General features: G+C 76.0%; 10 protein-coding genes. 4 read left to right on the plus strand and 6 right to left on the minus strand.

Annotated features, from left to right (window positions below; translation table 11 throughout):
• Positions 1-57: 57 nt before the first annotated feature.
• Positions 58-1,053 (plus strand): sigma-70 family RNA polymerase sigma factor, encoded by a 996-nt coding sequence (locus ACI79W_RS09715; RefSeq protein ID WP_456561877.1) that lies wholly within the window; start codon positions 58-60, stop codon positions 1,051-1,053.
• Positions 1,054-1,071: 18 nt separating this feature from the next.
• Here the strand turns inward: ACI79W_RS09715 and ACI79W_RS09720 are convergent, their stop codons facing one another.
• The 3 genes from ACI79W_RS09720 to ACI79W_RS09730 all read right to left on the minus strand — a co-directional run bounded on the left by ACI79W_RS09720 (position 1,072) and on the right by ACI79W_RS09730 (position 4,294).
• Positions 1,072-1,515 (minus strand): hypothetical protein, encoded by a 444-nt coding sequence (locus tag ACI79W_RS09720; RefSeq protein WP_456561878.1) that lies wholly within the window; start codon positions 1,513-1,515, stop codon positions 1,072-1,074.
• 107 nt (positions 1,516-1,622) lie between these two features.
• Positions 1,623-2,273: a response regulator gene (locus tag ACI79W_RS09725; protein WP_456561879.1), complete on the minus strand. Its 651-nt coding sequence runs from the start codon at positions 2,271-2,273 to the stop codon at positions 1,623-1,625.
• The gene (locus ACI79W_RS09730; protein WP_456561880.1) at positions 2,270-4,294 is read right to left on the minus strand and encodes a sensor histidine kinase; all 2,025 of its coding nucleotides are present in this window, start codon (positions 4,292-4,294) and stop codon (positions 2,270-2,272) included. Before ACI79W_RS09730 ends, ACI79W_RS09725 begins: the two co-directional genes overlap by 4 nt.
• A gap of 164 nt (positions 4,295-4,458) precedes the next feature.
• Here ACI79W_RS09730 and ACI79W_RS09735 point away from each other — a divergent pair, with 164 nt between their 5' ends.
• Together ACI79W_RS09735 and ACI79W_RS09740 are read left to right on the plus strand one after the other, a co-directional pair.
• Positions 4,459-5,082 carry a hypothetical protein gene (locus ACI79W_RS09735; RefSeq protein WP_456561881.1) on the plus strand — a complete coding sequence of 208 codons (624 nt, stop codon included), beginning with the start codon at positions 4,459-4,461 and terminating at the stop codon, positions 5,080-5,082.
• A 107-nt stretch (positions 5,083-5,189) separates the two neighbouring features.
• Complete coding sequence (locus ACI79W_RS09740) at positions 5,190-5,984, plus strand: potassium channel family protein (protein WP_456561882.1); 795 nt, start codon at positions 5,190-5,192, stop codon at positions 5,982-5,984.
• Between the two features lie 28 nt (positions 5,985-6,012).
• On the opposite strand, the gene ACI79W_RS09745 is transcribed toward ACI79W_RS09740, so the two are convergent.
• The 3 genes from ACI79W_RS09745 to ACI79W_RS09755 form a co-directional block, all read right to left on the minus strand.
• Positions 6,013-7,398 carry an FAD-dependent oxidoreductase gene (locus ACI79W_RS09745; RefSeq protein WP_456561883.1) on the minus strand — a complete coding sequence of 462 codons (1,386 nt, stop codon included), beginning with the start codon at positions 7,396-7,398 and terminating at the stop codon, positions 6,013-6,015.
• Positions 7,399-7,521: 123 nt separating this feature from the next.
• Positions 7,522-9,171, minus strand: a complete 1,650-nt coding sequence (locus ACI79W_RS09750) for a LuxR C-terminal-related transcriptional regulator (RefSeq protein WP_456561884.1) — start codon at positions 9,169-9,171, stop codon at positions 7,522-7,524.
• A 113-nt stretch (positions 9,172-9,284) separates the two neighbouring features.
• Positions 9,285-10,829: an MFS transporter gene (locus tag ACI79W_RS09755; protein ID WP_456561885.1), complete on the minus strand. Its 1,545-nt coding sequence runs from the start codon at positions 10,827-10,829 to the stop codon at positions 9,285-9,287.
• A 136-nt stretch (positions 10,830-10,965) separates the two neighbouring features.
• Between ACI79W_RS09755 and ACI79W_RS09760 the strand changes: the two genes are divergently transcribed.
• Entirely contained in the window at positions 10,966-13,008 is a 2,043-nt protein-coding gene (locus tag ACI79W_RS09760; protein ID WP_456561886.1) for a cation:proton antiporter domain-containing protein, read from the plus strand.
• Positions 13,009-13,018 lie beyond the last annotated feature (10 nt).

Genomic DNA, 13,018 nt, shown 5'->3' on the forward strand with positions numbered 1-13,018 from the left:
TCTGTCGGTGGCCTGTGGTGTGCTGACCGCCACATCGATCTCGAGGGGTGGACTCCTGTGACCAGTGCCGTCATCGGTCCCGCGGAACAGCTCGACCCGCGGCTGCTCGAGCACCGCCGTGAGCTCACCGGCTACTGCTACCGCATGCTCGGCTCGATCTTCGACGCCGAGGACGCGGTGCAGGAGACGCTCGTGCGCGCGTGGCGCGGGCTGTCGGAGTTCGAGGGCAGGTCGGCGCTGCGGTCGTGGCTCTACCGCATCGCGACGAACGTCTGCCTCGACCAGCTCGCCGGCCGGCAGCGCCGGGCCCTGCCGATGGACCTGGCCGGCTCCCCGTACCCGCCGGTCCCCGCGTCGCTGGCCGGGCGGCGGCCGACGACGGCGTGGATCGAGCCGGTGCTCGACCGCCAGATCCTGCCCGAGGACGGCGACCCGGCCGAGCAGGCGGTGGCCCGGGAATCCGTGCGGCTGGCGTTCATCGCCGCCCTGCAGCACCTGCCGCCCAAGCAGCGGGCGGTGCTCATCCTGCGCGAGGTGCTGCGCTGGAAGGCCGACGAGGTGGCCGAGCTGCTCGACACCACCGTCGCCTCGGTGAACAGCGCGCTGCAGCGGGCCCGGGCCACGCTCGCCGACCTCGGCGGACGCCCGGCCCCGCGCGCACTGGACGACGACGCCCGCGCGCTGCTGGCCCGCTACCTGGACGCCTTCGAGCGCTACGACATCGACGCCTTCGTGCAGCTGCTGCACGAGGACGCCACCCAGCACATGCCGCCGTTCGAGATGTGGCTGCGCGGGCGGGAGGACATCGGCGCCTGGATGGTGACGGAGCCGGCCAGCGCGTGCCGGGGGTCCCGGCTGATCCAGACCTCGGCCAACGGAACCCCGGCCTTCGCCCAGTACCGGCCGGCGGAGGGCGGTGGTCACGTGCCGTGGGGCCTGCACGTGCTGGAGATCGAGGACGGCCGGATCGCCCACATCTCCAGCTTCCTCAACCTCGACTGCGACCTCTTCGCCGCTCTCGGACTGCCCACGACCCTGGCCCGGCCGACGTGACCAGCGTCCCACCGACACCTAACGGTGGGGCGCAGGCCGCGGGGCCCGGTGGAGCAGCTCGCGCAGCCGGAAGGCGGACAGGACGACCACCGCGGCGGCCGTGGTGATGAGCGCTGCCTGGAGCACCACGTAGGGGGCGGAGAGGTCGGCCCGGGCGAACTGGCCGTCGAAGAAGCCCGAGATCGCCGACAGGAAGGCGCCGACGAGCAGAACGGCCGAGCCGGCGACGGCCCAGCGGCCGACGGTCAGGACGGCCAGGTGCGCGGCGACCAGCTGCACGATCACCATCGGCCACGGTGCGGCGAGGGTCGCGTTGGCACCCCATGCGTCCGACCAGGTGTTGGCCCCGAGCTGGACCGAGACGATCCCACCGACCGCGCTCCAGGCGAGGAGCAGGCCGGCGCCGACGCCGAGCCGGCGGGCGGCGGGGGAGAGGGGGGTGGTTCCCCGGGTGTTCGCCATCGTGCTGCCTTCCGGTGGAGGGGACGAGCACGCCCACCGTGGCGCATGACCGGTCCCGGCCGCCTGAGCCGCCGGCCCTGATGGACCCGGGACGAGGCGTCCCGTCCTCAGCCCGCGGACCGGCCCAGACCCGCGTCGCGGGCGCGGGCGACGGCCTCGGCGCGGTCGGCGACCTGGAGCTTGGTGAAGACGTTGGACACGTGGTTGCGCACGGTCTTCTCCGAGAGGAACAGCCGCTGGGCGATGGCGCCGTTGGTGAGCCCGTAGGCCACCAGGTCGAGGATCTCCCGCTCCCGCTCGGTCAACTGCGGGAACGGGGCCACGGGGCGGTCGTCCCCGGCGGCGAACCAGGCCAGCACCCGGGCGGCGATCTGCGCGCTGAAGATGACCTCGCCGTGGGCCACGGTCGTGACGGCTCGTCCGATCTCGTGCCGGTCGGCCCCCTTCAGCAGGTAGCCGCGGGCGCCGGCGCGCATGGCGGCGAAGACCGACTCGTCGCCCTCCAGCATCGTCAGCACGAGCACCGCGGTCGCCGGGTGGCGGGAGACGATCGCGCGGGTGGCCTCGATCCCGTTGACCACGGGCAGGTTCAGGTCCATGACGACGACGTCGGGGGCCAGCTCGCCGGCCCGGTCCACCGCCTCGGCCCCGTCCCCGGCCTCACCGACCACCTCGATCCCGGGCAGCGCGGCGAGCGCGGTGGTGAGCCCCTCGCGGTAGAGGGGGTGGTCGTCGACGACCAGGACGCGCACCGTCACGGGGCCTCCAGGGGGAGGGCCGCCGAGATCCGGGTGCCCGGCCCGCCCGTCCGGGGGCCGGCGTGGAACGTGCCGCCGAGCTCCGCGGCGCGCTGGCGCATCGAGGCCATCCCGACACCGGGTGTCGGCACGGCGGGCAGCCCGCACCCGTCGTCCTCGACCGACAGGGACAGGTCGCCGGGCTCTCGCCGGAGCACGAGTTCCACCCGGGAGGGCCGGCCGTGGCGCACGGCGTTGGTGAGGGCTTCGGCCGCGATCCGGTAGCCGGCGACCTCGACCGCGGCGGGGAGCGGCCCGACGTCGTCGGCCCGGACGGTGACCGTGAGCCCGGGCGCGGCGAAGCGCGAGGCCAGCTCCCGCACCGCGCCGGCCAGGCCCAGCTCGTCGAGGGCGGGTGGGCGCAGGCCGCTGACGACCCCGCGCACGTCGGCGACCGCGGTCCGCAGCCGGGGGACCACCCGGTCCAGCAGCCCGGCCGCGGCCACCGGGTCCTCGCGCACCAGGTCGCGGGCGGTCTCCGCCTGCAGCGCCAGCGCGGCCAGCGTGGGCCCCAGGCCGTCGTGCAGCTCGCGGTGCAGCCGCCGGCGCTCCTCCTCGCGGGCGGTGACGAGGAGCTCCCGGGACCGGTCCAGGTCGCGGGTGAGCAGCACGGTGTGCACCGCCACTCCCGCCTGCTCGGCGAGACCGGCGAGCACCCGCCGCTCGCGCCGGCGGAGACCACCCGGGCGGGTGGCCAGCACGAGGCGCCCCACGGCGGCGCCGCCGTAGACCAGGGGCACCGACTCCACCGGCCCCGACGACCGGCCGTGGGCGATCACCCCGCCGTCGCCGAGCTCGACGGCGGCATAGGGGAGCCGGAGCGCACCGGCGACCGAGCTGACCAGCTCAGGGAGCACCTCGTCGATCACGGAGGCGGCGTCCCGGGCGTCCTCGAGTCGTTGCCCCAGCCGCCCGAGCAGGGCGTACGGGTCCTCCCGATCGCCGTAGACCAGCCGGTTCACCGCCGCCCGCAGGCGGCGCAGCAGCGGCTCGGCCAGCACGGCGGCGAGCGCGGTGACGAGGATCGGCGCGCCGGTGGTCGGGCCGATCAGACCGCCGAGCGTGCCGACGACCGCTGCGTAGGCGCCCAGCACGCAGGCGGTGAGGGCTCCGTAGACCAGGGAGCGGCTGATGGCGACGTCGACGTCCCACATGCCGTGACGCAGGACGGCGACGACGCAGGCGGCCGGCAGCGGCACCATCGCGAGCGCGGTCACCACCGGCCCGAGGGCGAAGCCGGCCGCGAAGACGGCGACCGTGACCAGCCCCCCGAACAGCACCCAGGCCACCTGGTCCCGGCCCTCGCCGGACGAGGCGGCCCAGCGCGCGAAGGCCCCCGCGAAGGCGACCACGACGGCCGTCACCGCGAGCAGCGTGCTGGGGACGGCGACCCAGCCCTCGGTCACCCAGCCGGCGCCCAGCGGGTTGTGCGCGCCGATGGCGGCGAGGGTCGGCGACCAGCTCTCGTAGGGGGTCAGCGCCCAGGACAGTGCCACGCTGATCACCGCGGCGACCGACAGGGCCAGGGCCGGCCGCCAGCGCGGCGAGAGCAGCCGCCCTTCCGGGAGCAGGAGCGGCAGCACCGTGCCGATGGTCACCAGGGCCGCCGCCCAGAGCCAGTTCGCCGCCCAGAGCGCCGCCACGGCCAGGGCGCCCGGGGCGCCCCCGGCGTGGGCCGCGACGCCGTGCTCAAGGGCGAGGAGCCCCACGGCCTGGGCGCTGCCGATGCCCAGGAGCAGCCAGCCGGTGACCAGCCCGGGCCGGGCGCGGGCCAGCCAGGCCCCCGTCGTGGCGTAGGAGAGGGCCGCGGTGGTCTGCATCAGCCACCAGTCGGTCACCCCCGTCGCCGAGGAGCCGGTGGACAGGTGGAGCGCGACCCCGGTGGCCGCCGCCAGAACCGCCAGAGCTCCTGCGACGACGGGGAGGGCGGCCGTCACCGAGCCGCGGGCCGTGGCCGGTCGCAGCCCGACTGCCGTGGTCATGGTGCACATCGTGGCGGGCGGACGCCGCGGCGTCACGGGACGCGCTGTCCCGACCGGCCGGGACACCGCGTCCGCACCGGCTCGCGACGGCACACCCGTGCGCCCGGGACGGCCGGCCCGGGAGCGTCCCGGGTGACCAGTCCACCGGCCACAAGGAGCCCTCCGTGACCGTGCAGTCCACTCGTGCCGCCGCCGTCGACCAGCCCGACCTCGCCCGGACCGCGGCGCGGGGTGCCGCCCTCGCCTGGGGAGCTGCGGCCGCCTTCGCCGTCCTGTCCGTGGAATCCGTCGTGCGCGGCGGGGTGCAGAACTACCGGGACGTCTTCTGGCTCGTCCCGGGAACGCTGACGTTCGTCGCCTTCATCCACCTGCACCGGTTGCACGCCGGCCGGGGCGGGCGCTGGGAGCAGGTCAGCTACGCGGTCACCCAGACGGCGCTCGTGGTGATCACCGTCGTGAGCGTGGCGGTGGGACTGGGCGTCGACGAGCTGACGTTCCTGGGCTTCCCGCTCGGTGCGCTCGCCTGGATGGGTGGACTCCTCTCGTGGGGCGCTTCGCTCGTCCGGGCCGGCGTCCTCCCGCGGTACGCGGGTTGGGCCCTGATCCTCCTCGAGCCGGGGTCGATCGCTGCCGGGGTGGCGCTGTCGCCGATCGCGGGGCTGTCCGACCACGGTGGCTTCTCGGGAGCGATCGCCAAGGCAGCCGCCCTCTGCGCGGTCGCCGTGGCCGTGCGAGCGCTCGACCGCGACCGGACGCCGGCGACCGGCTCCGGCCTTGAGCTGGACTGAGCGCGGTCCGGGCCGGCACGCCGCGCATCCGCCCGCCGCGGTCCGGTCACCGGGCCGTCCGACGCCGCCGGCGGGTGCGCGGCACCCCGCGGCTACCGTCGGCCCCCATGGCGGACACGTCGACGGAGGACGCACGCCGCAGGCGCTGGGAACGCTCCGCGGAGTGGCCGCTGACCGTGGCGGCGCTGTTCTTCCTGGCCAGCTACGCGTGGCCGATCCTCGACCCCGACCTGGCGGCGCGCTGGCGGTGGCTGTGCCTCGTCGTCACCTGGGTCACGTGGGGGGCGTTCGCCGTGGACTACGTGGTGCGGGTGGCGCTCGCGGAACGGCGCTGGCTGTTCGTGCGCACCCACCTGCTCGACCTCTCCGTCGTCGTCCTGCCGCTGTTCCGCCCGCTGCGCCTGCTCCGGCTGGTGACCCTGCTGTCCGTGCTCAACCGGCAGGCGGGGCGTTCGCTGCGCGGGCGGGTGGTCATCTACGTCACCGGCGCCACGGTGCTGGTCATGCTGGTCTCGTCCCTGGCCATCCTCGAGGCCGAGCGGGGTGCAGAGGACGCGAACATCGAGACCTACGGCGGGGCGCTGTGGTGGTCGTTCGCCACGGTCACCACCGTCGGCTACGGCGACCGCTACCCGGTGACCGCGACGGGGCGGGTGATCGCGGCCGGGTTGATGCTCGCCGGGATCGCGCTGCTGGGCGTCATCACCGCCACCTTCGCCTCCTGGCTGGTGCAACGGGTCGAGGAGATCGAGGAGGATTCGGCGTCGGTGACCCGCCGGGACGTCCAGGCGCTGGTGGCCGAGATCGGGGCGCTGCGGGAGCAGGTGGCGCGGCTCGACGGCTCCGCCGGCGACGGGCCTCCCGGCACCGGGTCGACCGCCGGGGAGGGGGTCAGGCGCTAGCGGCGCCACCGCTCGTCGTCCGCCTCCGTCACGTGGTCGGCCGGGCCCGGCTGTCCGCGGGAACCCCGTCGGTCGCGTCCCGGCCGGTAGGACGGCGGGACGCGGTCAGGACCCGCGCGAGCACGTGCGGGCGCATCAGCTCCGCGGGTCGGGCGAGCATCCCGACGACGCGGATGAAGGCTGCGGCCACGAGCGGATCGCGGTGCGCCGCCGGTAGCAGGCGCTGCAGGTAGGCGGTGGTGAGCCGCCAGGACACCGGCCGGGGTCCCTCCACCTCCGGGTGCGCGAGGTCGGAGCCCGTGGCGAGGTCCCAGGCGTCCTGCACGGCCCAGCGCGCCGCCCCGAGCGTCCGGATGCCGATGCGGTCGACGCCGCCTGAGTCCAGCGCGCGGCCCAGCTCCACGGCCTCGAGGATCGCCACGGTCATGCCCTGCCCGAAGCGGGGATCGAAGGAGCAGACCGCGTCACCGGCGACCAGGTAGCCCTCGGGCAGGCGCCGCAGGCGGTCGTACCGGTGCCGCGAGAACGAGGGGAAGGCGGCTCGGGCAGCCTCCCCGACGGGCTCCGCGCCGGCGACGATGGAGGCGAGGTCCTCGTTCCACAGGCCGGCGGCGAAGTCGGCGAAGCCGGCCGGATCGGCCGGGGGGCGTTCGCCGAGCATGCCGATGAGGGTGACGATCCAGCGCCCGTCCTCGACGGCCAGCGCGGCACCGCCCCGGCGGCCGCCGGGCGGCACGTCCACCAGCACGTTGCGCCCGCCCCCGAGCACCGTCGGGTCCCGGTGGAACAGGCGCGTGGTGTAGTGCACGTCGACCTTGAGGCGCTCCTCGGTGGGGGGCGCGTAGCCGAGCTCCGCCAGCCAGCGGGGCGACGGGGAGCCGCGGCCCGTGGTCTCGACGACCAGGTCGGCGGCGAGCGTCCGCTCCTCCGCCGGGTCCGCCTCGGACCGCAACCGCACACCGGTGACGCGGCTCCGTGCTGCATCCGTCGTCAGCTCGCGGGCGGCCCAGCCGTCCAGCACCTCGACGCCCTCGAGCGCCCGGACCCGGTCTCGGACGACGCCCTCGATCAGCGGCCGGGTCGCCCCCGTGATCCGGAAGTCCGTGCCGGTGAGGTCCAGCCGGCCCCCGCCCATGTGGAAGCGCCACTCGGGTGACCCGATGACGTGCGCGCCGGCGGCGGTCAGGTCGTCGACGACCCCCGGCAGCAGCTCCTCCAGCCGGGCCAGCCCACCGGGCACCAGGAGGTGGATGTGCTGGCCCTGGGGCACACCTCGCCGCTCGGCGCGGCGGTCGGGCAGCACGTCCCGGTCCACCAGCGTGACGCGCCGGAAGCGCTCGGCCAGCGGTACGGCGTGCACGAGCCCGGCCATTCCGGCACCGAGCACGACGGCGTGTTCTCCGAGGTGGGGCACGGCTTCCTCCTGGCGTCAGCGGTTGCGGCACCTGCTGACGCTAGGAACGGGGGACCGGCGCGGCATCGGCCAGACGGTGCACATCCGCCGGGACCGGCGCATGCACCGTCCTGTGCATGCCCGTCAGACCAGGTGGTGCTCGTAGGCGTAGGCCGTCGCGGCGGACCGGTTGGGCAGCGCCAGCTTCGTGAAGACGTTGTGCAGGTGCCGCGCGACGGTCTTGTCGCTGATCACCAGCCGCGCGGCGATCTCGCGGTTGGTGCACCCCTCCGCGACGAGGCGGATGACGTCGAGTTCGCGCGGCGTCAGCCCGGCCGCCGGAGGGGGAGCGCCCAGGCGCTCCAGGTCGGGCCTGGCCCCGACCGTCTCGAAGACGCGCCGCGCCGTCGTCACCTCCATCGCGGCCGTGTCCTCGTCGCCGAGCCCGCGGAGCGCGTGGCCGACGAGGACCCGGGTCCGTGCCGCCTCGTAGGGGGCCGCCAGCACCGACCAGCGCGCCAGCGCGTCCGCCAGGTCGCCCATCGCGACCGCACACCGGCCCTCGGCCAGCGACACCGAGCCCCGGGCCCGCGCAGCGGTGGCCCGCATGGCGCTCGTGCCGACGGCTCGGGCGATGCCGTCGAGCTCGAGGCAGGCGGACCCGGCCGCCCCGGTGTCCCCGGCGGCCAGCAGGATCTCGACGGCGGCAGCCAGCAGCTCCGCCCGCGAGCGAGGGGCACGTGCCTCGTGCACCACGTCGGGATCGCCGAGCGGAGGCCGGTCGAGCGCGCAGCGGATCGCCGCTACGGCGGCCTGCGTGCGTCCCTGGTCCAGCCGCAGCAGCGCGAGTCCCGGCTGCGGGTCGTGGCCCAGGTGGACCACCTGCTGGAAGGCGGCCTCGGCGGCGGCCTGCTCGCCCCGCACCCGGTGCAACTCGGCCAACCGGTAGTACGCCGTCCCGGCCGCGAGGTCAGGTGGGTCCGACAGCCGGCGGCAGGCGCGTTCGGCCTCGGCGACCGCCTCCCCCCAGTCGCCGCGCCACTGGGCCAGCTCCGCCCGGTGCACGAGGCACTGCCCCCGGAAGGGGACGAGCCCGGGCTGCGCGTCGCACCACCGGGTCAACGCCGCCGTCCACTGCTGGGCCCGGTGCAGGTCGAGGACCTCCTGGCAGGCGAGGACCACGGCGCAGTAGACGATCCCGGCCGCCACCGGTGAGACCTGGCCGGCCTGGACGGCGACCATCGCCTCGTCGAGGTGGGTCAACCCCCGGGCTGCCGCACCGCTCCGGATCAGCGCCTGGCCCTGCCCGAGGCAGCCGAGCGTGGCCAGGTCGGCGTCCCCGAAGCGCCGACCGGTCGTGGTCGCCTGCGCGAACGCGCGGTGCGCGCCCGCCGGATCACCGCAGTCCAGCGCGCGGAGCCCGGCCGGGAGCAGCAGGTAGCCCCGCTCCGCGCACTCCGGCGGCGCCCCCTCGTCCAGCACCCGCTGCGCCCGGGCGATCCAGCCTCCGCCGCGAGCGTCCTCGCCCCGCGCCAGGAGCAGCACCAGGCCGAGCCAGAAGGCGCAGCGCGCCGCGGCGAGGACGTCGCCGCTCTCGGCGAACGCCTGGTACGCCCTCTCCCACGCGCGGTCGGCTACCTCGTCCCTCCGGGTCAGGTGGGCGCTGAGCCCCAGCCGCAGGAGGTCGTCCGCGTCGTGGATCGCGCCCTGGTCGTCGGCGGCGGCCAGGTGGGTGCAGGCCTCGTCCCACGCACGGCGGTCGACGGCTGCGCGACCCAGGTGGAGCGGGTCCATGGTCCCTGGCTACACCTCCGCCGGTGGCCCGGACAGTGCTTCTCGCGCGGGGCGGCACCGGATCCCGGGGATCTGCACCCCTCTGAGGGGGACCACGGGGCGACGGGCTCCGGTCAGGGCGAGGGGCGGCCGCCGGGAGCCGGGGCGTCGTCGCGCGGGTGCACCGCCGGGCCGGTGACCGCGCAGTGCGGGCACTCCTCGATCCGGACGCGCCCGGAACCGGACGGCTGGGCCGGCGCCTCCGGAGCGACGTCGCCGAGCGGGCGGCGCACGTACAGGACGGCCAGCAGGGCGCCGACGGCCAGCAGCCCGGCCAGGATGAGCATCGCCGCGCGGAAGCCGTCGGCGAAGGCCTCGGGGTCGGTGTAGTCGGTCCCGCCGAGGCCTGCGGCGACCGGGACGACCGCCACCGCGAGCAGCCCGGCAGCCCGCGCCACGGCGTTGTTGACCCCCGAGGCGACGCCGGCGTACCGGTCGGCGGCGGAGTCGAGCACGGTCGCCGTGAGCGGGGCGACCAGCAGCGTGAGCCCGGCGCCGAAGAGCACCGCCGCGGGGAGCACGTCGAGCAGGTAGGAGGCGTCCGGGCCGATCCGGAGCGTCAGCAGCACACCACCGGCCGCCACCAGCGGTCCGCCGGTCAGCAGGGCGCGCGGTCCGATCCGCTGGGCCAGCGCCCCGACCCGCGCCGAGAACAGCAGCATGAGGACGGTGACGGGCAGCAGCGCGGTGCCGGCCAGGAGCGGGCTGAAGCCGGAGACCACCTGCAGCTGCAGGACCAGCAGCACGAACAGCGCCCCCAGGGCGGCGTAGACGAAGAGGGTGACGGCGTTGGCGGCGGTGAACTGCCGCTCCGCGAACAGCGACGGCGGTACCAGGGGGTGCCGTGACCGGCGTTCGACCGGCACGAAGGCGGCCAGGGCGACGGCCCCGGTCGCGGCCCACAGCCAGGTCGCCGTCCCCGCGCCACCCTCCCCGGCGGCGGTGAGGGCGTAGGTCAGCGCACCGAGCCCCACCGCGACCAGCGCCGTCCCCGTCCAGTCCAGGCGCGGCGCGGCGGCCGGGTCCCGGGACTCGGGGACGTGCCGCACGGCGACGAGCACGACCAGTGCCGCCAGCGGCAGGTTGATCAGGAAGACCGCCCGCCAGCTCCACTCCACCAGCCAGCCGCCGACGAACGGCCCGATGGCGGCGGCGACACCGGAGAGCCCGGACCAGGCCCCGACCGCCGCGGCCCGGTCGGGGCCGGAGAAGGAGGCCGAGATGATCGCGAGGCTCCCGGGGGTCAGCAGCGCCCCGCCGATGCCCTGGAGGGCGCGGGCGGCCACGAGCGTCCCGATGTCCGGCGCCAGCCCGCACAGGAGCGAGGCCAGGGCGAACCAGCAGACGCCGACCACGAAGATCCGCCGGCGCCCGTAGCGGTCGCTGAGCGAGCCGCCCAGCAGGATGAGCGCGGCGAGGGTCAGCGTGTAGGCGTTCACCGTCCACTGCAGCCCGGCGAAGTCGGCGCCGAGGTCGGAGCCGATCCGCTCCAGGGCGACGTTGACGACCGTGGCGTCCAGCATGGCGACGCCCGAGCCGAGGACCGTCGCGAGCAGCACCCAGCGTCCCTGCGCCGTGCCCATCCGCAGGCCCGCGCCGACCGGCGGTGGTGCGGTCATGTCCGGTCCTCCTCCGCCCGCTGCCGCTCAGCATCGGTGCGCCACGTGCCGCTGTGCAACGCCCGCGGTGGCCGGTGATTCCACGGGTCACCGGTGCACCTTGGGATCCGCCGCCGGCGGCGCGCATGATGTCGGCATGTCGCCCTCGGCGGACCTCGTCATCGCAGCCGGCGAGGTGCCGGGCTACCTGGGGCCCACGGCGGCCCTGGTGGTGGCCGCGGCGGTCATCGGCTACCTGAGCGCCCGCGCCCGGGTGGTGCCGATCGTCGGGTTCCTGGTGGCGGGGGTCCTGATCGGCCCGGCGCAGTTCGGCGTCGTCGACAGCAGCGAGGCCGTGGAGGCCGCCGCGGACATCGGCGTCATCCTGCTGCTGTTCACCATCGGGATCGAGTTCTCGCTGGACCGGCTGGCGCGGGTGTGGACGTGGATCGCCGTCGCCGGGGGACTGCAGCTGGTGCTCGCGACCGGCGCCGGGCTCGGGTTGACGCTGGCCCTGGGCGGTCAGTGGCGGGACGGGCTGTTCACGGGGTTCCTGCTCGCGCTGTCGTCGACGGCCATCGTCCTCAAGCTGCTGGGGGAGCGGCGGGAGAGCTCCACCGTCCGGGGCCGTCTGGCGCTGGCCGTGCTGATCGCCCAGGACCTCGCGGTGGTGGGGATGGTGCTGGTCGTGCCGCTGCTCGGCCCGACCGCCGGCGGCGGCGGGTCGGCCGGTGGGGCGCTGCTGGGGGCGGTGCTGACCGCGGTGGCGGTCATCGCCGGCGTGCTGGTGCTGGCCCGCCGGGTGATGCCCGCGCTGCTCGACGTCGTGGCCCGCACCTGCTCGCCCGAGGTCTTCCTGCTCGCGATCATCGCCGTCTGCTTCGGCACCGCCTACCTGACCGCGCTGGCCGGGGTGAGCGTGTCGCTCGGGGCGTTCCTGGCCGGCCTGGTGGTGAGCGAGAGCCGGGCCAGCACCCAGGCCCTCGCCGAGGTGCTGCCGCTGCAGATCGTGTTCAGCGCGGTCTTCTTCGTCTCGGTCGGCATGCTGCTGGACGTCGGCTTCATGCTCGCCAACCTGCCGCTGGTGCTGGGGGCGGCCCTCGGTGCGCTGCTGCTCAAGACGCTGACCACCGCCGTCGCCGCCACCGCCGTCGGGATCCGGCTGCGCACCGCGGCCGCGACCGGGCTGCTGCTGGCGCAGGTCGGCGAGTTCTCCTTCGTGCTGCTCACCGTGGGCACCGCGGCCGGGCTGGCGCCGCTCGGGCTGGCCGACGACGGTGCCCAGGTCGTCGTCGCCGCCACGGTGCTGCTCATGCTTGCCACCCCTCAGCTGGCCGCGGTGGCGGCGCGGCTGGACCGCTCGGGCGGCGCTGCCCTCACCGGTCCGGTGGCCGGGGACGAGGACGGCGAGCACCGCGACCACGTCGCGATCATCGGGTGGGGGCCCACCGCCCTCGAGCTCGCGGGCACCCTGCGCGACCGCGGGGTGGGCGTGGTGATGACGACGCTCAACCCCGACGGGGCGGCGCAGGCCGAGGCCGACGGGCACACCGTGGTGCGGGGCGACCCGACCAAGGGGGAGATCCTGCGGGTGGCCGGCGTCCCCGCCGCCCGGCTCGCCGTCGTCGCCGAGGACGATCCCGAGCAGGCGGTGCGGGTCGTCGCCGCGGCACGCGCGGTGACCACCGCCCCGATCGTGGCGCGGCCGCTGGGTGCCGTCGACGTCGTCGAGCTCGCGGACGCGGGCGCGGACCACGTCCTCGACCGGGACCGCATCTCCGGTCACGCGCTGGAGCGCGCGGTCCTCGCCGAGCTGGGGCACCGGGTGGCGCACCCGGACCACGGGCGGACCGTCGTCGACACCACCCGGGTGGTCCGCTACGAGTGGCCGGCCGGCAGCGGCTGCGAGCACGGCAGCAGCTCCCGGCCGGTGGTGCCGTGGGCGCACGGCTGCGTGGGCTGCCTGCGGGAGGGCACCGAGTGGGTGCACCTGCGGGTGTGCCTGGCCTGCGGGTACGTCGGCTGCTGCGACTCCTCGCCGCGCCGGCACGCGCGGGCGCACGCCGCGGCGGACGACCACCCGCTCATCGCCTCGGCCGAGCCGGGGGAGAGCTGGGCCTACTGCTTCGTCGACGAGGTGACCGTGCCGGCGCCCGGTGGCGCCGCGCCGGAGGCGGAGGCCCCGGCCGCGCAGCAGTGACGTGTCCTCG

Source organism: Blastococcus sp. SYSU DS0533 (genome assembly GCF_054050775.1).